Origin of the sequence: Nostoc sp. ChiVER01, assembly GCF_034531155.1 — a bacterium.
Classification (GTDB): domain Bacteria; phylum Cyanobacteriota; class Cyanobacteriia; order Cyanobacteriales; family Nostocaceae; genus Nostoc.
The window spans coordinates 209711-230868 of the sequence record NZ_JAVRBS010000005.1; the positions used below are offsets into that span (position 1 = coordinate 209711).

The window sequence follows — 21158 nt, forward strand, 5'->3', positions numbered from 1 at the left end:
TATCACTACTTCTATCAAATGGCAAGTATATTGAGTGAAATTTTTTGACAAATTAAAAAGCGCTTGGGAGTGTTGCCGTGTTTCCACCCCAGGCGCTTTTTACTTTTAACTTGCTCCTCACACACGACTAAAACATATCATTAATTCAATCAGAAAGCAAGCATCTTATGTGACACTTTCTAAAGTGTACATTTTGCGGTGACTGTTTTAGTGTAAAAAGTGACGTATACCAGTTAATACCATCACTAAACCCAGTTCGTTAGCAGCAATGATAGAATCTTTATCGCGTACACTTCCCCCTGGTTGGACAATGGCTGTAATTCCTGCTGCTGCGGCTGTTTTCACAGAATCATCGAAGGGGAAAAATCCATCGCTGGCGAGAATTGCACCTTTGGCTTTTTCTCCAGCTTGTTCTAGGGCAATTTTAACCGAGCCGACGCGGTTCATTTGACCAGCACCTACTCCTACTGTAGTGCGATCGCTTGTCACAACAATGGCATTAGATTTAACATGTTTGCAAACTTTCCACGCAAACAGCAATTCGGCTAATTCGCTGTCAGTAGGTTGACGTTCAGTGACAACTTGCCATTGACTGGTGTCAGCAATAATGTCATCGCTAGCTTGGACAAGAAAACCACCTGCGATCGCTTTTACTGTATTCTTAGGGCCGTTGCTCAAATCAGCTAGAGTCAAAACCCGCACGTTGGATTTCTTGGCCAAGATTTCTTGAGCTTCTGCATCACAACTTGGTGCAACCACACATTCTAAAAATGTTTTAGTTAACTCGCTAGCTGTAGCCGCATCAATCGCACGGTTGAGTGCGACAATCCCACCAAAAGCAGAAGTAGAATCAGCATTAAAAGCTTTTTGGTAAGCTTCGGAAATATTGCTTCCCAATGCCGTACCACAGGGATTTGTATGTTTAATTATCGTTGCAGCTGGAGTATCAGTGAACTCAGCAATAATTCGGCGTGCGGCTTCTAAATCAACTAAGTTATTGTAACTAAGTTCTTTGCCTTGGAGTTTTGTCGCGGCTGTCCATCCCGTTGGAGTAGTACCAGTTTGATACCAGGTGGCGGGTTGATGAGGGTTCTCGCCGTAACGCAGAGATTGCAATTGTGTGCCGCTAAGAGTGTACTGCTGTGCTTCTGCGAGATAAGATGCGATCGCACGATCGTAACTAGCAGTGTGCGAAAATCCTTTTAATGCCGCCTTTTGCCGAAACTCTAGGGATGCTTCGCCGTTATTTTGCCGCAATTCCTGTAAATACTCGCCATACTGTGCTGGATCGCATAATACAGCCAGATGGGCGAAGTTTTTCGATGATGCCCGCAGCATAGCCGGCCCACCGATATCAATTTGTTCAACCGCTTCTAATAATGTTACCCCTGGTTTAGCGATCGTTTCCTCAAAAGGATATAGATTCACCACCACTAAATCAATCGGGCGAATTTGGTTATTTTCTAAATCTGTAATATCTTGGGAAACATCTCGCCGGGCCAAAATTCCGCCATGAATCCGGGGATGTAGGGTTTTGACTCGACCACCTAAAATTTCTGGCGAACCTGTATAATCAGCAACTTTGGTGACAGGGAGTCCCGCATCTTTGAGTGCTTGGGCTGTTCCCCCACTGCTGATTAAATCAAAGGCGAATTCTTCAACCAAGCTACGGGCGAGGTCAATTAAACCAGTTTTATTAGATACACTCAGCAGGGCTAGACGCGCCATTGATCGATTCCTTAAAAGTAGGCTGTGAAGCAAAGGATCTCAAGTTTTGCATAAGCCTTGGTTCACTTCAAGACCATGAGGAATAATATTGACTTGTGTAATTTATATGGTTACATCCCTCAGAGTCAGAACTGTCGAAAATGCTGGAAATAAGGAATAAGTAGGCTTAGTCTCTAATATTTGCGATCGCCTAAACTAAAAGTAAGCATCTTTTACCCACATAACACCTATGGTTCAGTCTTCTAATCAACGCCTCACCCTAGAAGAATTTCTTGCACTTCCCGAAGGAGATATTACATACGAGTTTGTTAACGGTGAAGCTGTACCCAAATATAAAGATAATGAGATGTCACCAAAATTTTTTCATGGCTCGACTACTGGTGCTTTATTTATACTACTGTCTACATGGGCACAAGCAAAAGGTCGGGTTGTGATTGAATGGGCAATTAAACTAACACGAAATCAACAAGATTGGATGCCTGTGGCCGATCTGATCTATATTTCTTATAACCGTCTTCCTGCTGATTGGCTATTAGACGAAGCTTGTCCTGTCGCACCTGAATTAGTCATCGAAATCATTTCACCTGGTCAAACTTTTGGTGAAATTGCCGAAAAAGCGACTGATTATCTGAAAGCTGGTGTTTCTCGTGTTTGGGTGGTTGATACAAAAGCTAGAACTGTAACTGTATTTGCGCCATCTTCCTTACCGATTACTTATCGATTTCATCAAATAATTACTGATGATTTACTACCAGAATTGGAAATTACCCCTCACGCAATCTTTCAACAAGCTGGATTAAACCCCTAAAATTTCATTATGAATCAGAATAATCTAAAGTATTGCTAATAAAAAATTTGATAATCTGAATTTAATGGCAATAACAAAAATAGAAAAACTTAATCATTAAGAAACAAACTTTATAGTTTTTTTGTGTAACAGCACTTTTCTTGAATGCCGATTAAGTTAGTTATTCCTTCAAAAATTTTGTCATCTATTTTAACTTCCAGATAAATGAAAAATTCAATTAACTATAGAAATTAAGATTTTTAGGATAATTAATATAGATTAGTTTTCTTATTCAAGCAAATCATAAACATAGGACTGAGTTGTTTGTGTAATAGTTCTTAAAAAAAATATTATAAACGTAAAATACAAGTATCTTGACAGATTGGACACATTTAAGATACTAAAAATATAGAGTCCATTTGCTGAGACTGTAAAGTTCAGGCAGATGAAGCAGTCGTAAGACTGAAAATTACAAAGGAAATAATTATGCCCTCACAAGGTACTGGCGCTCAAATTGACCCGCGTTCGCTTAAGCCTTCTATTGACCTCGCTACAGTCATAGAATTGCTTACTGAAGCTATTCTTCCTAGCGGTAATCAGGCAAATACTAATCAGCTAAACCCTAGAGGGATGCAGCTGTTTGAATTTGATGAAAAGCAAAATAAACGCCTGAGAATAAGTACTTCAGCCGTTATGTATCGGCTATTTGCACAACCTAAATTTAAAGAAGCTTTGAAACCTGCTCCTGGCGGTGGGTTTATTCAAAACTTATCGATGCCAGCATACGGTAATAGGTCGCGCGTTGGCGGCTGTTTGAGTGATGGCAATGCAACAAAGTTACCGAGTGCGATAGACAGATTAATGGCTGCTATTGACCAAGCACTGAATACTGCTGTGCCTTCCGAGAGCTTATTATCCACATTGCTGTTAGATGACCCTGATAAGCAACTCAAACAGCTTGCTAAAAAAGCAGGTACGTCTTTCCAAAATATACCCAATACTGCCAACCTCGTACATCTAGCATTTCAAGCTGGAGATACTAAAGATAACAAGTCTGTGGCGACGGTTATTTGTGCAAGCGAACGAGTTGAAAATACTGATTATTTTGAGCAAATGTGCAGTGCTGCCGCAGAATATTTAGAAAACGAACTTGACAACGATGAAGATGATGTGAGTTCATCGATCGCAACTTTGAAAGAAGAAAAAAATCGATACGATAGCCAAATCCAGCGTTTTTTAAATTTCATAGACGACGAAGCATTGTCACGAGTCCGATTGACAATTAGCTTTCGGATTATGGAAGCGATCGCAGAAAATACCAGATCGAGTAACGACCCAAATTATCAACTTTTAGTAGAGTATGTCAATCGAATACTCACTCTAGTTGAATCTGCTAAAGAAGAAGGCTATACGGTTGATTTAACGGCTCATTTCGGTAGTGCAGTTGAGTTCGACTTGGCGGATGAACTTAGCAAAGCGACCTTTTATTATTGTCTAGCTGTTTGGCCTGAGTGGAAAACTCAAATTTTCGAGCAAAAGACTAAAAATCAAGTAGAGCGTGAAGTAAGTTATCGTTTTCGAGTCAATGGGCAAAATCCAGAATTAGGCAAACCTGCTTTTGAAGTACGACTCGATCAAATTAGAGAATATTTACTGATTAATGATGAATCTTCCTTACAAAAACCTTGGGAAATTTGTCGTCGTTTAGCTCAACTGATCTTTTTGGCAGTCGTCGTTCCCAGAAAGGACGAGGAACCGCTAACTAAAGAATCACTAACAGATATGGTGAATCAACTCCTAGCAAATTTTAAATCGCAGGGAAAGGAAGCGATTCGCCAGACTTTAGAAGAATTACAGGAACGCTCTGAGTCAATGATTTCTATTGCTAAGGCTCTGAAAGGAGTACTGCGCGATAGGAGCCAGAAAGTAGTATCTCAAGTTCAGGATTGCTCCTCACAACAATTCATCTGTGTAAAAAGCAGCATCATTAATTGGGATCGGCTAGAAGGGGCAACATTGGGTGTGAGAAAGCTGCTTGTAGAGCCACAAGAAAATTCCAGCGAAAAGGTTGAATGGTTCAAACATATTGAAATTTGTGAGCAACCAGCAACATCAGGACTTCTATTTTCGGTTAAGGTTACTGCCGAGCTTTCGGAATATGACTTAAAAACTAAAGATACACTTAGTCAATTACGGGCAAAGCGTATATTACCGCAGAAACTCCTTCAAGTTTGTTGGGTTCCTCGTTCTTGGAAGAGGGGAGAAGATCGTCAATGGACGACTTATGAGCTATCTACAAATGCTTCTCAATTTGCTGGGTGGGCATTATCAGCTGCAATCATAGTGGAATACGATGTTGAAACTGTGAAGCGGCGATCAAATACAAAAGAATCTGAGGAAAATAAGCAGTATCATGCAGCCGCAGTTACCGCCTTTGCTGTGCTAGTTTACTGTTGTTTGTGGCGGATTATTACACGATTGCAAAAACGTGGCCAGAAAGAAAAATCGGTTGACTTTACAACTTTAATGTTGCGACTGCAAGAAACAGGAAAACAATTAGATGAAGAAGATAAAGACAAGAGCGGCGATGCTTACGTTTATGCAGCCGCCCAAACCTTAGAAGCCATACTAGGTGAAGATACCCCGATCCGAATGCAGGGACTTATTCTAGATAATCTGGTGAAAAAATCCAAAAAAGACCAAGATTTTATTAAATCTGGTACTTTTAAGGCGTTGTTAACTGCGTTTCCACTTTGCATTAGTAGTCCAGATTCACATTCAGCTCCCAAGATTGGTTTAATTTCTTATGCAAGCCGTCCCTGTAACGAGGGAAATTTTCCCAATGATAGTGAAAAGGCTTATCTTTTTCTGACTCAAAGTTATATTGCTACATCTGTCAGTGAACCGTTTATTGGTTATGAACTCAAAAGAGAACGGATGCAGTCTGATGTGCTTGATTCTCTAGAACAACTGAAAACGCAACGCCTAGTTCAAGAAGAAATTCGTCACCTTAAAGCCCAAGGATGTCAGCACATTATTTTATTAGCTCATGCCTATGGCGATCGCCGTCTTAATAGAGCCGCAGATTACAATTCTTCTTTAATACCTACAGAATTTTTAGAAGAAGTCTTTCAAACGTTTCCTGATATCAACATTTACCCAATGGTGCGGGATGTATTTCCAGCTACACGCTTGCGCGAACGAGGTTACAGTGAAGCAGCATTTGAAATTTTGCAAGCTGGAGATCATTCAGATTTTCAGCGCTCCGTTAGGGCAGACTACTTTCGTAATTTAATTCCGGTTTATACTTTTGCCACACTTTATGCTATTCAAGCAGAAGAACGCTTACAATCTGGTTTCTGCATTTATTTCTTAGTATCGGATGGAAAAGTTAGCAATATTAACTGGACTGAACGCGCTCGTCAGCATTTGATTAATCCTGATTCAGACTCTCGTATTCATCCTTGCTTACTAGCTGTACTACGGGGCTTGCATTTTATTGAAGCTGAACGAGGTGTGTACAGAAGTCAACTTAGCCCAGTGCTAGATCCATTTAGTTGGATATCGCCTAATACAGTTGAAGAAGCTGGCGAAGTCAAAGTTCTTCATACCCGTCGCAAAGGACAGGTATTACTTAATTATCGCGCTGTACTTACCCACGTTTCTCAAGTTCTACACAGGAAGTAATGGAATCATCTTTTCTACAACAAGCCTCTATTTGGGGGCAGGTATTTGAAATTGCTGTTAAACGCGGTGTTTTACAACAGTTGATTCACAGAAACTTACTGTTGAACAATCATCCTGTTCTCCAGCCTTGGCAATCTCACAAAAATGCAGATGTCTCCCAGCAACTAATGAAAGCATTCAAAATAACAGATCCCAATAACAAAGAATGGGTGGAAACAATGCTGCGTCATCTGCTGGTACTCGGCTATGGTTTAGGTTGGACAGCAATGCGTGAGTGTCTCAACCACAGTCAAATTAGACAACCTAAACTAGAAGCAATTTGGTGTCCGTTGACACTGCCAGGTCAGCAAATGCAACTGGATGAAGAAAAAGAAGAGACAGCAAAAGCATTTCAAGAAGCTTTCAAACTACCAGGAAAACCAGACGAGAACTTAGTCAATCGAGGACAACCAGCTAGAGCCGATTTTATTTTATGGCTATCTAACGAATTTAGCTCCCACAGAAACACAGAGGAAGAAGAAGTAATAACCTCTAAAGACTTGAAAAGTGCCTTCTCCCACCCAAAAGATATAAAACGCAAAAAAATTGAGAACTTAATTATCTGCCTGGAATTTTCGTATAATGCACCCCTCAAATTTGCAGATTTTCAAAAAGAAGCACCTCATAGAGAAGAAATGAGTCGCTATGCCCGTTACATTGAATCACGGGGGGTCTTCTCTAGAGTTTGTGCAGAGGTTGAAGGTGAAGAATTTTCACTCTCTAAAAGGTTGGAAAATTTTCTTTCAGCATTTAGTGGTCAAGATAAACCATTATTTAAGCTGTGTCAGGCATCATCTTATACCGATCGCCTGATTCATCTGTTGCGCGTGCATAAGCGATTAGAAGGAAGTTGTCATGCTAGAGCGATCGCTGTCACATCCAATGGTATGGAAAGTCTTGCTGCTCAATTCTGGGGTGTGGAACCAGAACCAGATACTAGAGCCAAGTTAATGCAATCATTGGGAAAAGCATATCGTAATACTAAACATTCAAATGATGATGTGCCACTCGATCTAGATGCAGAAATTCGTTTGGTGTTCAAGAAACTCTTGGGAGGACTACCGTCTGCTTTTAAAGAACAAGCACAACATCTAGCTGAAAAACCAACTCTAGGTCAATACTCTCACTTTCTTTTTCATGAGAATGTGACGGATTTTTACAACCCAATGGGTGAAATTAGCAAGGCTGAGGCGATCGCATCTATTGAAGACAACGACGCATTACTTGAGTTTTTTGGAGGCAACCCTGTTACACGAATTGCCGATTGTATCAATGAAATCAATCCCGATAAGGCAACAATTCCTCTGCGACAAGTACACGAGGCAGCAGTATTTGCTGGTATAACTTCTGCTCAAGTCGGTAAAATTAACGTCCTAGCTTTGGAAGGAAATCCAGGTATTGGTAAAACTACTGCTGTGATGAAATTTCTCAAGCAGCAGACTCAAGGTTTCTTATTTTTGTATCTCAGTCCGCGAGTTGTCATTAATCGAGATGTCACCGACAAACTTGCTAGAGAAAATCAGCAGCCCACTGGGATATTAACCATCACCAGCAATAAAAATTTGATTGTTGCAACTCCCGAATGGTATAAACAACAGGTTCAGGAAAACAACTTTCCACATCGCTTGATCGATAGTGGTGTTGTTGTCGATGGTATCGAAAAACTCACACGTCCTGATGAGCATATCTTCTTTCTCACCCCAGAACAAGAACATGATATTGATTGCAATATAGTCGGCTCGACTCGGTTCAAACGCCGCCTTAACGAAAGGGATTACAGCGTAGAATCGCTTTACACTCCTGGTGTATTGGGTACGATAGCAAAGTCAGCCCGGATATTGCTAAAAGCTAATCCCAAGGTTAATCAACTGGTGATGACTGCTGCTATCCAAGGTTATCGGACGCTTAACGACCAATCAACCACAGTTAATGCCTTTAACAATTTGTTTGCAAAAAAAGCTGATACCAAGCCCGGAAAAAAGGAACGTTCAGAATTTGCAGCCCGAATTCCCACTATAGTTGTGATGGTAGATGAACTCGCTGGTGATGGTGCAGGAGCGCCCTTTGTCCGTAAGTTAGCAGAATGGTTGGAACAGCAATTTATTAAACCGTTTGATACAAATCAATCGCCGTTTAAAATTGTGCTGATTCTTGCTGATGCCTCACTCAGCAATGAAGTTGTGTTGGATAGCTTTTTGAACTCAGGCGATCGCGCTCCTGATAAAGTTCTAATAAGTCAAAGTCGAGGTGAAGCACCGTTTCGGGTGACAGGTACTTATACCAAAATTGGCCCCAAAAGACACCCAACGCTACACGTCATGACAAATAGCTATCCCGCCAGTAAACTCAGTATTGACTACAGTATTAGGCTGTCACCCATTAAACCAGGTCAAAACAGCGACGGCACGGAGCAGACAATTAGACAAGCAATTCGAGAAAAATCAGAAGAGGAATCGCTAACAAATGCCTACTTAGAAATCAAGGCTGGGTTAAAGCAGGGAGCAGAGCAGTTAATTTTCTTTGCTCAGGATAAAGCTTTTCTACGTCAGTTGCAGGAAAAATTGACCACTGGTAAAGAAGCTCTGGTAAACAGAGAACAGGTGGAGGTTTTGGATCAAAGTGTATCACCCGATCGGCGATTGAAATTAGTCAAGCCGCCACGACGAGATGAAGTCCGAGTTTTTCTCATGACTTCTTCAGGCGCAAGAGGTGTTTCTTTCCCAAAAACAGATTGGATTATAGCTGCAATTCCCCGATTTAATATTGAAGCCGCTTTAATGGAAATTGCACAATTAATTTACCGTGGTCGAGGAATGTATACAGATCCAGAAACCGGAATGGAAATTTCTGGAGATGACAAAGATAGACGGTTAGTTATGCTCATCAATGATTTCATCATTGAAAGAGAGGATATTGACCCTAAAAGACTATGGTTGCGTCAATCCAGCGATTTATTGACTTTGCTAGTAATGTTGCGCTCGACAATTCACACCCGCATCAAAGGTGACGCAGGACTTAATAAAAACCGAATTGCATTTGTCCCAGTTGGTTCTGTTGGGGATGAGGAATTGCTGCGTTTAATGTCTGATGATGTCTTAGATTTCTTGCGTGAAGCCAAAATTTTTATCAGCGATAGTCATCCTCAAGAAGCAAAAGCAATTGTGAAAAGGGCGGAGCAGTTAACTGCAAACATCTTTAAACATTTTGACTTGAGAGGTCAATCATTAGAGAAAAATGCTAAGTCCTATGCAAATTATCAAACCTTACAAGCTTTGGTTAAAACTGTCTCTAGGATTTCGAGCCGATTATTACCAACTTTAGATAATGACGAGCTACACATACCAGATAGTCTAACTTGTATAGGCCCTTTCTGGATAGAAGATTGGAGCGATCGCCAAACTGAAGAAATATTTAGCTTTGAAGCATGGAAAGCTGATGTTAAACAAAATAGCAGTCGTCTTTTAGGATCGCTGAAAGAAATTGCCGAAAGCAAGAAGTTCAAATTTCCCTCAAAACTCAAACGTCCTGCCAACGAACTGTATAAACTATTGAGTCGGGAACAAGAGGGATTTGTGATTGAATCTTCCACACGTCAAGCATTAAAAACTAAAAACATAGTTATTGGCTTACCTCTAGATTATCCCCATTTCTGGGATGAACAATCAGAAGATGATACTCGCCAACAGGTATTACAAGATCCACAAGCTTGGAGAAGTGCGCTAGGACGTTCTCTAACTCCTCAAGGCTTAATCGTACCTGTAGTACCTCACTATCGCACATTTCCTTGGGTAGCTGTGGCAGGTAGACGGATTTTTACACAACTTGAAACAGTTTTTAGCGATCGCTACTTTATGGCATCCAGTGAATTGAATCTTCTAAATACCATTCTGCTTGAAGATGAAGCAGATAACAAATAATTAATGTACCTTTAAGAATTACTTAGCGCAAAGTCGAATTCTTCAACCAAGCTACGGGCTAGGTTAATTAAATCAGTTTTGTTAGATACACTTTGGACAACTTTCAAGTGGGTTGGCACTAACCACAAACAATTTTGTGGTTGTTTAGTTGTGATTGGCGCTTTATCACTCTAAGCAGAGAAAAGAAGAAATGGTCGGATTGTGAGGTGTATAAAATAGCAACTCGCATCCGATTTATCAATGCAATTATAACAAGCGATCGCGCGTGTAATTCTTTACCGGAGGGAGTTTACAAACAATATTGGCACTCCTTTTTGATTTATGCAAGAGGTTTATTCTTTAGGCAGGCAACAAATACTGCTAAATACTAAGTCCACTTGAAGAGATAGGATCTATGTACAAAAAGATAATTTTAGGAGTAAACCTCTGTCTTTACAAGCTATCACCGTTAAGAGAGATTCTCAACCCCCCTCCGGCTTGATTGTCACCTTGCATGGTTGGGGTGCTAATGCTGAGGATGTAGCATCTTTGTTACCTTTGCTCAACTTACCCGATTACCAATTTGTATTACCCAACGCACCTTATCCTTATCCCTATTCTCCAATAGGGAGGGCATGGTATGACCTACGGGTGGAGAATATGTATCAAGGATTGCCAGAAAGTCGGCAACTGCTAATAGATTTTTTGCAATCTTTAGAAAGTACCACTGGCGTACCTTTGTCACGCACCATTTTAAGTGGGTTTTCTCAAGGCGGGGCAATGACTTTAGATGTCGGTTCAAAATTGCCTTTAGCAGGTTTGGCTGTCATGAGTGGGTATTTACATCCTGATGCAGTAACGGCAGATCAAAAAGGGATTCCGCCGACTTTAATCACTCATGGGAGATATGATGAAGTTGTGCCCCTGCAAGCTGCTTTGAAGGCACAAGAAACCCTCAAGTCTCTAAAAGTGGCGGTAGAATACCACGAATTTGATATGGGGCATGAAATAAATCCACAAACGTTAGAGGTGCTACGAAATTTCGTTGTAAATACAATTGCTTAGTCAGGATTACGAATTTTTTATAAATTATGGTACAAATTCTGACAATTTTCACGAAATTAATGACTTCTAATGAGTAATATATATTGGGTGGCTGCAAAAGAGCGCAACTTAACCCATGCTGAAGGCGAGTGCTGCATAAGGGAGGGGCAAGCATTATGACAACTCTAAGCATTTCCAGGAAAGAAATTGCTGCCATGACTGTGGCAGAAGTAGAAGAACTGGCTACACGTCTGGAGCTAGATAATTATAGTAATGCTTTTGAGGGTTTAAATGATTGGCATTTATTGCGAGCGATCGCATTTCAGCGTCCAGAGTTAGTTGAACCCTATATCTACCTCTTAGACTTGGAACCTTACGATGAAGCGTAACAATTTTGGATTTTAGATTTTAGATTTTAGATTGGGTCAACTGGCTAAAATCGAAGATTATCAGGGTTAATGTATTACCTGGTTGCTTTGAGAGTTACAATGCCCTTACCACTTAATTCAAAATTCAAAATCCAAAATTGAACAGAGTTCTAATTGCTGTAGGTGGCGGTATCGCCGCCTACAAAATCTGTACATTAGTTTCGACGCTGTTTAAAACTGGGGTGGAGGTTCGAGTTATCCTCACCCGTTCGGCGCAAGAATTTATCACGCCTCTGACAATAGCCACCCTATCTCGTCATCCCGCCTACACAGATGATGATTTTTGGCAACCAACTCACTCTCGCCCGTTGCATATTGAGTTGGGTGAATGGGCGGATGTCATGGTAATTGCCCCCTTAACAGCTAATACATTAGCAAAGCTAGCCTACGGAATGGCGGATAATTTGCTCACAAATACCGTGCTGGCTTCTACTTGTCCCGTGTTGTTAGCACCCGCAATGAATACGGATATGTGGGAACAGTTATCAGTGCAGCGAAATTGGCAACAGCTATTGACAGATAGCCGATATCATGGAATGAATACAGCATCAGGATTATTAGCGTGCGATCGCGTCGGTGCTGGTAGATTAGCAGAACCTCCAGAAATTTTGGCTCACATCCAATCGCTGTTACACACTCAGGGGAAACGAGATTTAGTAGGGAAACGAGTATTAATTAGCGCTGGGGGAACGCGAGAATATCTTGACCCAGTGAGGTTTATTGGTAATCCTTCCACAGGTAAAATGGGATTAGCTTTAGCACAAGCGGCACTTCACCGAGGCGCAAGTGTCACGCTAGTACATGGCCCAGCTAATTGGGATGTACCATTAGGAGTCCAAGCTATTCCCGTTATTAGTGCCGAGCAAATGCAGCAGGCTATGCTGGAATATTTACCCAACGCTGATGTCATTGTTATGTCAGCAGCTGTTGCAGATGTGAAGCCACGAGATTATAGTACAGAGAAATTACCCAAGCGATCGCTCCCCCAAGCTTTACCCCTGGAACCTGTACCCGATATAGTCGCCCAATTAGCAAAACTTAAACAGCCGCATCAGATATTAATTGGTTTTGCAGCACAAACTGGGGATATTATCAAGCCTGCATTAGAAAAGTTACAGAGTAAAAAACTTGATGCTATTGTTGCTAATCCCATCGATCAACCTGATAGTGGTTTTGGGAGTGATAATAATCAAGCAATATTTTTAGATAATCAAGCTAATAAGCTTGCAATTGCACCTTGTTCTAAATTAGAAATGGCCCATCATTTATTTGATTTTGTCCTATTTTGATCAACAATTTCCCTAATCACTAGTACCGCGCCAAGACACAAAAATAAATTTCTTTGTGCGTCTTAACAGATATATTGACATTTTAAATTACATCATTTACTGTAACTAGAAATTGATGTAAGAAGTCAAGCTTTATATATCAAGCTTTTAATCAGCTTGATTGTTCAAAAATCAAATAGGAGCCTTATATAAATAGTTCACAAAATCTTGATTTATTAGATTATAGCACAGTTAACAACATGACAATAGAATCCCCTTTAGTCTCTGTTATTGTACCGGCCTACAATGCTGATACTTTTATTGAACGGACATTGAATTCTATACTCACTCAGACGTATATAAATATTGAAGTGTTAGTTGTTGATGACGGTTCCGAAGACAGAACTGGTGAAATCGTAAAATCTTTTATTGAGAAAGACAATCGTGTAATTCTATTAAAACAGAAAAATGCAGGGGTAGCCGCTGCTCGCAATTTAGCAATTGAAAAGTCTAGGGGTGAATATATAGCACCAATTGACGCCGATGATATTTGGTATCCCCAAAAACTAGAAAAGCAAGTGCAATACATGTTGGAAGCAGACCAATCTCTAGGATTAGTCTACGCCTGGTCACTGAGGATTGATGAAAACGATTTAATTTTTGGGATAAGTAATATTGAAGATTATAAAAATTTCCTTACTGTGGAGGGAATTGTTTACCCTGCGCTAGTTTACACCAACTTTATAGGCAATTCTAGTGCACCTCTGATACGGCGCTCTTGTTTAGAAAAAGTTGGTTTTTACAACTGCAAGTTTAAGGCGTATAATGCTCAAGGTTGCGAAGATTGGCATCTTTATCTGCGTATTGCTGAACATTATAAGTTTGGGGTAGTAAGAGAATTTTTGATTGGTTACCGTCACGTAAAAGGAAGTATGTCTTGTAATTATCTTTCAATGGAAAAATCTTACAATCTGTTGATAGCAGAATTTCGACAAAGGCATCCACAAATTCCTAATTATATTTACAATTTGTCTGCTAGTAATTTTTATTTCTACTTATTAAGAGCAAGTCAGGAGTGTGGAGATTATTGGAATACTCTGAGTTTTGGATATAAAGGCATAAAATTAGACTATATTCAAGTTTTTACATTATTCAAATACCAGTTTTGGATTAAAGTTATTTTAAAAATTGTACTTGAACCAATTATGTCTTTCATGGGTCTTAAACATGACTATTTGTATAGATATTTCAAAATTAGAAAATATCATAAAATATCATATGTAGATTTTTTAATTGCAATTACAGAGAATCAGATAGAAATTAACAAACAGCAAAACTCGGCGAAGCAATACGATAGAATTAAATTGCAAAGATGGTTGCAAATTTTGCGGTTTTCTCAAGCATTTGAATTATCAATCAATTAAGAATAGGGTTCCTCAAAAAGATTTTGAGTAAAAAACTTCAAATTCCAGAAATTAAGTTAATTAAAAGGCTATTGCCTTTACTGAAAAATTATCCTATGGCAATAGTGATCGTTGTCATTTTAGGGATACTATCATCTTTTTTTGAAGGACTGGGAATCAGCTTATTTATTCCACTGTTGCAAAGTGTGGTTCAGACAAGTTCATCAGTTGCAAGCAGCAATTTTTTTGTAGATTTTCTCAATCGAATATTTATTCATGTTTCAACGAATAACCGTTTTATAATTATTACTCTTTGTATTTTAGGTAGTATTTTTTTTAAAAACTGCTTGGTTTATGGTAATTCAATATTATTTGCTTGGTTAAATGCACAAATTAGACATCGGTTGCGATCAGGAATTTTCCAACAACTTTTGACTTTAAGCTATAGCTTCTTAGAAAAGAATGAATCAAGCGAGTTGATGAACACGCTGGCTAGTGAAACTTGGCGAACTGGTCAGGCTTTATCTACCCTAATTGGGATCATCATCACTAACTGTACAGTTGTTGTTTATACAATTATATTGCTACTGATTTCATGGCAACTAACTTTGTTAGTATCTGTCTTAATAATTTTGGTTTCTCTTGGGATCAGGTTCGTTACACGTCAGGTAAAACATCTGGGAGAACAAGCAGTAGAGGCTAATTCTGCTCTAGCAAAACGGATGTGGGAAGGGTATTCAGGGATGAAAGTTATCAGAGCTTTTGGGCGTGAAGCTTATGAACAAGAGCTTTTTGATACTGCATCAAATAAGGTGGTCAATACATTTTTTAAACTTGATATTGTATCAGGAATAGTAGAACCGATATCTGAAATTTTATCGGCAGTTATACTAATGTTAATCCTCGTGATTGCACTGTTGATAGACCGGAATGCATTACCTAATTTACTAACTTTTATATTTATTCTCTATCGCCTACAACCTCGGGTACAGCAATTAGATAGCTCTCGTGTCAGTCTACTGGCTTTAAGTAGTTCTGTAGATGAAGTAATGTCCCTTTTAGAATCTTCTGATAAACCTTATATTCATTCTGGTAGTATTCCTTTTAAAAGTTTGGAGCAAGGAATTTATTTTGAATCTGTTGAGTTTCGCTACAATCCTCAGGATAAACTTGCAATTCAAGATATTTCAATTTGTATTCCCAGAGGTAAAACCACTGCTATAGTGGGCCCTTCGGGAGCAGGTAAATCCACAATCATTGGCTTGATATGCCGATTTTATGATACTAGCTCAGGAGAAATTTATATCGACAATTTCCCCATAAAAGAATTGAATTTAACTGACTGGCGTAATCAAATTGCCATTGTCAGTCAGGATATCTACATGTTTAGTACAACCGTGCTGGAGAACATTGCCTATGGTCGGTTAGATGCGACAAAAAAGGAAATTATCGCAGCTGCAAAACTTGCCAATGCCCATGAATTTATTAGTCAACTACCTCAAGGTTACGACACTAAGGTAGGCGATCGCGGAATTCGCCTCTCAGGAGGACAAAGACAGCGCATAGCCTTAGCTCGTGCTATTGTCCGCAACCCAGAGATTCTGATTTTGGATGAGGCGACGAATGCTCTCGATAGTATTGCCGAACACTTAATCCAAGATGCTCTCAATACCCTCAGTCAAGATCGCACAGTTATTGTCATCGCCCATCGCCTATCTACTATTGAACAAGCAGATCAGATCGTTGTGTTGGATGAGGGACGGGTGATGGAACAGGGTAATCTTCAACAGTTACTTAAGATCAACGGACTATTTGCCCAGCTTTATCACTTGCAATACCGCAATGCTAGCAATTAAGGAAACAACCTTAACTTTACTATGTCCTATAGCATCATAGAAATCGAAGTAACACAACCTTTACCCACCATATCGCTTTCAAACAGAGATACAGGTATTGCTCTAATTTTGCGACGCAAAGATCGGCCTATCGGTTTTTTGATGAAAGCACTACCAGCAAGTAGTCAAATCACCCCAGAAAACCTAAGTCAATTTATCGCCGAAGAGGCAGGAGCTAAACTACTTCAGGAGAGTATTCGGGAAGAATTGACGGCTTTAGAGCATCAACAAGAAGACGCGGGGATACGGGTACACGGGGACACTACCCCTGCGAGTCTCTTCTTTAAAATACCTTTGCCTTCTTTAACGGTGGCAATTTGTACCAAAGATCGCCCAGAAAATTTAGCTCGGTGCTTGCAATCTTTACTAAATTTGCAACCATCTGCGTGGGAATGGGAAATTTTGGTAATTGATAATGCTCCTAGTGATGAACGCACCAAAGAACTAGTAGCCTCATTCCCTAAAGTCCGTTATGTTCGAGAACCAAAACCTGGTTTAGACTTTGCCCGAAATTGCGCTTTGCATTCAGCAATGGGAGAGCTTGTGGCTTACTTAGATGATGATGTTCTTGTAGACCGAAAATGGCTAGAAGGTTTGATGGAAGCATGGACAGAAAATCCTGATGCTGCCGCTTTTACCGGACTGGTACTGCCTTACGAGTTAGTTGCAGACGCTCAAATTCTCTTTGAACAAAGAGGCGGCTTTCGTCGCGGTTTTGAAAAAATTCGCTACGGTCAAGTTTTACCAGGTAATCCGCTACACCCTTGTGGAGCAGGAATCTTCGGAGCAGGTTGCAATATGAGTTTGCGCCGGAATATTTTATTAGAAATCGGCGGCTTTGATGAGGCTTTGGATACAGGAGCAACTTTGCCAGGTGGTGGGGATTTGGATATTTTTTATCGGGTGATTCGAGCAGGTTATCCACTGGTATACGAACCCAAATATTTGGTGTTTCACCAGCACCGTCGGAAATATACCCAACTGCGTCGCCAATATTGGACTTGGGGATTAGGATTCATGGCTTTTGTAGTTAAATGTTACCAAAGTGACCCTCCCCAACGTTCCAAATTGCGCCGTCTTGTCTGGTGGTGGTTTAGGGATCAATTAAAGCAATTAAAAAATAGTTTGAGGGGTCGTCATGTCTTACCGCCAAACATGATTTTAGCAGAATTGTGGGGGGGAATTGTAGGCATTCTAGGAGAATATTCCCGCTCTTTAAGGCGTATTGAGCAGATTCGCAGGTAATTTTCTTAAATCTTAATTAATCATGTCTAAAAATGAGATACAGATAGATTTCACCAAGCCAGCTAATGTCGATTTCCTCCAAAACCTACTGGTTTGTCCATTATGTCAAGCCAGACTAAATTTTTATCCTGATGCGATCGCTTGTACCTCATGCGCTCAAAAATTTCCTCAGGTTCAGAAAAATTGTATCGACCTTCTCCCCCATCATTTAGTAGAAAATGAATGGAATCAGTGGGGAGAGCGTCAGCAGGAGATGGAGCAATGGTACAGTGATTTGATAGCTATCCCCCTCCATGCAGAATCGTGCTTTGCCAACGATTACACCCCCTATGCTCCCCTTTTAGCCACACTATCAGGACTCGTGTTAGATATTGGTGGAGGAAATGGAGTTGTGCGTCACTTTCTACCTAAAGATGTGCAATATATCCTACTGGAACCTAGCTTAAAATGGCTCGGTGCTGAGTGGACATTAATCGCCAAGCGTTATCCCTGCGTAGAGACGAAACCCTTGTTTGTCCGAGGCATCGGAGAGTATCTACCATTCTCTAAGCAATCGTTCGATGCCGTAATGTCCTTTTGGAGCATGAATCATGCCCATCAGCCAGAACAAGTTTTTCATGAGGTTTATCGCGTACTGCGAGCAGGAGGCCGTTTCCTAGTTATTCTGGAGGATATGGAACCACTTTGGCGCGATTTCGTGGCTCGAAGCTATATAAATCTGGGTGTAACTCATTGGGAACGCACATTTGTTCAGAAACTCTCTTGTCTCGGTAGACAAAAATGGCCTTTACAAAGCGATCATGTCCGGATTCGAGAATCAGAAATTCAGCAATGGATAGCGGGAAATTTTCAGATTGTGCGGCGATCGTGGATTGGACAATACCTGACATTTGAACTGCAAAAAATTTAAATAAGTTGAAATTTAAGAATTTGCTAACTTTCTATTCACATTAAGCGTTAGTCATGCATTTTGTTGTTACTGGTGGTGCTGGTTTTATTGGCTCTCACCTCGTAGAAGAGCTTTTATCAAAAGGTCATAGCATAACTGTAGTAGACAATTTGACTTCAGGTAGCCGACTCAATCTGCCTGAGCATCCTCGTTTAGAGCTATTGGAAAAAGATATTTTAACTTGCCAGCCCAAAGATTTTGTCAGTCGTATTGATGGAATTGCCCACCTGGCAGCAACTTCATCTGTTAGAGAATCTTGGTTGCGCTCACTAGAGACTCATCACAATAATCTCTCGACAACAATGGCTGTCATTCAACTGTGCGAAGCCTTAAATATCCCTAGATTCGTCTTTGCTAGCTCGGCTGCTGTATATGGAAATGTATCAAAGCCCTTAATTACCGAAGAACTAAACTCTTATCCTACTTCTCCTTACGGTTTGCACAAACTAGCTAGTGAGCAATACGGCAATTTATTTACCAAAAAACTTAACTTTAGCTTTGTAGCACTACGCTTATTCAATACATTTGGCCCTCGACAAAAACCAGATTCTCATTACGCTAGTGTTATTTCCTTATTTGCTACAGCAATGCAGCAGAATGTTCCCATTACCATTTATGGCGATGGTTCTCAAACGAGAGACTTTGTTTATGTTAAAGATGCAGCGATCGCATTGACCAATGCCTTAACTATTCCCTTGTCTCCTGGCACAAGCTTAACTTGTAATGTTGGTACAGGAAAGTCAACTTCTATTATCAAACTTATGGATATTTTGAAAACTTACTTCCCCCAATGGAAAGCAAAAATTAATTATGCTTCACCCCGTTTAGGAGAAATTCAGGATTCACAGGCTGATATATCAAGAGCCACATCGACTCTGGGTTTTAGACCTCAATGGTCTATTGAGTCTGGGTGTCATCTTTTAATCGAATCAATGCATAAAGAAAGAATGACATGAAAAATCTAATCAAGCTGATAGCACGGCGGACATTGCCTGCTGCCTATAGTTGGCTAGCGACTCAAAGGCAAGATGATCGCTATCCTCCATCAGTGGGGAAGGTAAAATTCGGAAGCTTGCGGCGGGTAGAACCTATTAGCCAAGAGTTTGGCTTTGACCGAGGAGATCCGGTTGACCGTTACTACATTGAAAATTTTCTGGCTGATTATGCTGAAGACATTCACGGGCGCGTATTGGAGATTAAAGACAACTCCTATACCCAAAAGTTTGGCGGCGATCGCGTTGTCAAAAGCGACGTGCTTGATGTCATTGAGGGCAATCTAGAGGCGACAATTATAGCAGACTTGACCTGTGCCGACCAGATTCCATCAGACAGCTTCGACTGCTTAGTAGTGACGCAGACGCTGCAAATGATTTACGATACCAAGGCAGCACTCAAAACGATCCACCGCATCCTTAAACCAGGTGGAGTAGTGCTGGCTACCTTTCCTGGCATCAGCCAGATCAACAACGATGACGACGAGTACAATGGTTCTTGGTATTGGAGCTTTACAAGCTTATCAGCACAACGGCTATTTGAAGAAGTCTTCCCTAAATCTAATGTCAAAGTCGAGAGTTATGGGAATGTACTAGCAGCAATTTCCTTTCTCCAGGGGCTGGCAGTAGAAGAACTACGCCGAGAAGAACTAGATCACCGCGATCGCCATTATGAAGTCATTATCACAGTTAGAGCCGTGAAATCGGAGGTGATATGATTAGCTTACCAGGTTTAAGTAAACTGCGGCAGACTGCTCGGCGGATCAGAAAACGACTCACACCAGGCGGACTCATCCTGCTTTATCACCGCGTTGCTCAAGTGGATTCTGACCCGTGGTCGCTATGCGTTAGCCCAAGTCACTTCGCCGAACACTTGGAAGTTTTACACAGATTTGGTCGCGTGGTACAGTTGCAGCAATTGACCCAGACTCTTGAGCAGGGAAAGCATCCACATCGACAGTTTGTGATCACCTTTGATGATGGTTATGCCGATAATCTTGATAACGCTAAACCATTATTAGAACACTATGACAAACCAGCAACGGTCTTTGTGACTAGTGGGCATATAGGGAGTCAGCATGAATTTTGGTGGGATCAACTGGAAAGGCTGTTGCTGCAACCAGGGACATTACCAGAAAAACTTGTTCTCACGATTAATGGCAGCAGCTATGAATGGGAATTAGGCGCATCGACCTACTACAGCAAGGAGTCCTATCAACACCATCATTCTTGGCGTGCTTCAAGACAGGATAGTCCCACTCCTCGCCATTCTCTTTACTGCTCGCTTTATCCTTTACTGCGCCCTTTGCCGGAAAACGAACGACAAAAGATTCTCGCTCAACTACTGGTATGGACAGGCGCGAAGCCGTCAAGCCGCCTGACTCACCGCTCTTTAACATCAACCGAATTGTCTGTTCTAGAGCAAGGAGGACTCATAGAAGTTGGCGCTCATACAGTAACACATCCTTTCCTCTCTGCCCTACCAGCGCCTTTACAACAAGAGGAAATCCAGCGTGGCAAAGCAGAGTTAGAGGAGATTTTAGGACACTCAGTATCTAGTTTCGCTTATCCATACGGGGATTATACGGCCGAAACAATCCCCATTGTGCGAGCAGCCGGATTTGCCCGCGCCTGCTCCACTACTATTGCTTATAGTATCGGGCGACACGCCGACTGTTTTCAGCTACCTCGTGTTGTAGTCGAAGATTGGGATGGAGATGAGTTTGCTCGTCAGCTAAAGGGGTGGTTGTTTGATGAGTGAGCGATCGCTCGATACTGCTTCAACAAATATGAATT

At 40.8% G+C, this 21158-nt stretch carries 14 protein-coding genes; 13 read left to right on the forward strand and 1 reads right to left on the reverse strand.

Annotated features, from left to right (window positions below):
* Positions 1-207: 207 nt before the first annotated feature.
* On the reverse strand, positions 208-1728 hold the full coding sequence (purH, locus tag RMY00_RS09450) for a bifunctional phosphoribosylaminoimidazolecarboxamide formyltransferase/IMP cyclohydrolase (protein ID WP_322647286.1): 1521 nt from the start codon (positions 1726-1728) through the stop codon (positions 208-210).
* Positions 1729-1957: 229 nt separating this feature from the next.
* On the opposite strand from purH, the gene RMY00_RS09455 reads away from it, so the two are divergent.
* The 13 genes from RMY00_RS09455 to RMY00_RS09515 all read left to right on the forward strand — a co-directional run bounded on the left by RMY00_RS09455 (position 1958) and on the right by RMY00_RS09515 (position 21123).
* Positions 1958-2536: a Uma2 family endonuclease gene (locus RMY00_RS09455; protein WP_322647287.1), complete on the forward strand. Its 579-nt coding sequence runs from the start codon at positions 1958-1960 to the stop codon at positions 2534-2536.
* 465 nt (positions 2537-3001) lie between these two features.
* Positions 3002-6202, forward strand: coding sequence for a hypothetical protein (locus tag RMY00_RS09460; protein ID WP_322647288.1), 3201 nt, complete (start codon positions 3002-3004; stop codon positions 6200-6202).
* Positions 6202-10158 (forward strand): helicase-related protein, encoded by a 3957-nt coding sequence (locus RMY00_RS09465; protein ID WP_322647289.1) that lies wholly within the window; start codon positions 6202-6204, stop codon positions 10156-10158. The genes RMY00_RS09460 and RMY00_RS09465 overlap by 1 nt, the downstream gene beginning before the upstream one ends.
* A 441-nt stretch (positions 10159-10599) precedes the next feature.
* Positions 10600-11202: an alpha/beta hydrolase gene (locus tag RMY00_RS09470; RefSeq protein WP_322647385.1), complete on the forward strand. Its 603-nt coding sequence runs from the start codon at positions 10600-10602 to the stop codon at positions 11200-11202.
* A 155-nt stretch (positions 11203-11357) separates the two neighbouring features.
* The gene (locus RMY00_RS09475; protein ID WP_100897932.1) at positions 11358-11570 is read left to right on the forward strand and encodes a DUF2555 domain-containing protein; all 213 of its coding nucleotides are present in this window, start codon (positions 11358-11360) and stop codon (positions 11568-11570) included.
* A gap of 137 nt (positions 11571-11707) precedes the next feature.
* The gene (gene coaBC / locus RMY00_RS09480) at positions 11708-12898 is read left to right on the forward strand and encodes a bifunctional phosphopantothenoylcysteine decarboxylase/phosphopantothenate--cysteine ligase CoaBC (protein WP_322647290.1); all 1191 of its coding nucleotides are present in this window, start codon (positions 11708-11710) and stop codon (positions 12896-12898) included.
* A gap of 239 nt (positions 12899-13137) precedes the next feature.
* Positions 13138-14301 (forward strand): glycosyltransferase family 2 protein, encoded by a 1164-nt coding sequence (locus RMY00_RS09485; protein ID WP_322647291.1) that lies wholly within the window; start codon positions 13138-13140, stop codon positions 14299-14301.
* Positions 14302-14396: 95 nt separating this feature from the next.
* Entirely contained in the window at positions 14397-16136 is a 1740-nt protein-coding gene (locus tag RMY00_RS09490; protein WP_322647292.1) for an ABC transporter ATP-binding protein, read from the forward strand.
* A gap of 21 nt (positions 16137-16157) precedes the next feature.
* A complete protein-coding gene (locus RMY00_RS09495; protein ID WP_322647293.1) occupies positions 16158-17420 on the forward strand; it encodes a glycosyltransferase family 2 protein in 1263 nt (420 codons plus the stop codon).
* Positions 17421-17442: 22 nt separating this feature from the next.
* Positions 17443-18330 (forward strand): class I SAM-dependent methyltransferase, encoded by an 888-nt coding sequence (locus RMY00_RS09500; RefSeq protein ID WP_322647294.1) that lies wholly within the window; start codon positions 17443-17445, stop codon positions 18328-18330.
* Positions 18331-18383: 53 nt separating this feature from the next.
* Entirely contained in the window at positions 18384-19325 is a 942-nt protein-coding gene (locus RMY00_RS09505) for an NAD-dependent epimerase/dehydratase family protein (RefSeq protein WP_322647295.1), read from the forward strand.
* A complete protein-coding gene (locus RMY00_RS09510) occupies positions 19322-20080 on the forward strand; it encodes a methyltransferase domain-containing protein (protein ID WP_322647296.1) in 759 nt (252 codons plus the stop codon). The genes RMY00_RS09505 and RMY00_RS09510 overlap by 4 nt, the downstream gene beginning before the upstream one ends.
* A complete protein-coding gene (locus RMY00_RS09515; RefSeq protein WP_322647297.1) occupies positions 20077-21123 on the forward strand; it encodes a polysaccharide deacetylase family protein in 1047 nt (348 codons plus the stop codon). Before RMY00_RS09510 ends, RMY00_RS09515 begins: the two co-directional genes overlap by 4 nt.
* Positions 21124-21158 lie beyond the last annotated feature (35 nt).

Coding starts and splice junctions, on each gene's coding strand:
- purH (WP_322647286.1), bottom strand. CDS start 1,728: ATGGCGCGTCTAGCCCTGCTGAGTGTATCTAATAAAACTGGTTTAATT.
- RMY00_RS09505 (WP_322647295.1), top strand. CDS start 18,384: ATGCATTTTGTTGTTACTGGTGGTGCTGGTTTTATTGGCTCTCACCTC.
- RMY00_RS09500 (WP_322647294.1), top strand. CDS start 17,443: ATGTCTAAAAATGAGATACAGATAGATTTCACCAAGCCAGCTAATGTC.
- RMY00_RS09490 (WP_322647292.1), top strand. CDS start 14,397: ATGGCAATAGTGATCGTTGTCATTTTAGGGATACTATCATCTTTTTTT.
- RMY00_RS09515 (WP_322647297.1), top strand. CDS start 20,077: ATGATTAGCTTACCAGGTTTAAGTAAACTGCGGCAGACTGCTCGGCGG.
- RMY00_RS09455 (WP_322647287.1), top strand. CDS start 1,958: ATGGTTCAGTCTTCTAATCAACGCCTCACCCTAGAAGAATTTCTTGCA.
- RMY00_RS09475 (WP_100897932.1), top strand. CDS start 11,358: ATGACAACTCTAAGCATTTCCAGGAAAGAAATTGCTGCCATGACTGTG.
- RMY00_RS09495 (WP_322647293.1), top strand. CDS start 16,158: ATGTCCTATAGCATCATAGAAATCGAAGTAACACAACCTTTACCCACC.
- RMY00_RS09460 (WP_322647288.1), top strand. CDS start 3,002: ATGCCCTCACAAGGTACTGGCGCTCAAATTGACCCGCGTTCGCTTAAG.
- RMY00_RS09465 (WP_322647289.1), top strand. CDS start 6,202: ATGGAATCATCTTTTCTACAACAAGCCTCTATTTGGGGGCAGGTATTT.
- RMY00_RS09485 (WP_322647291.1), top strand. CDS start 13,138: ATGACAATAGAATCCCCTTTAGTCTCTGTTATTGTACCGGCCTACAAT.
- RMY00_RS09510 (WP_322647296.1), top strand. CDS start 19,322: ATGAAAAATCTAATCAAGCTGATAGCACGGCGGACATTGCCTGCTGCC.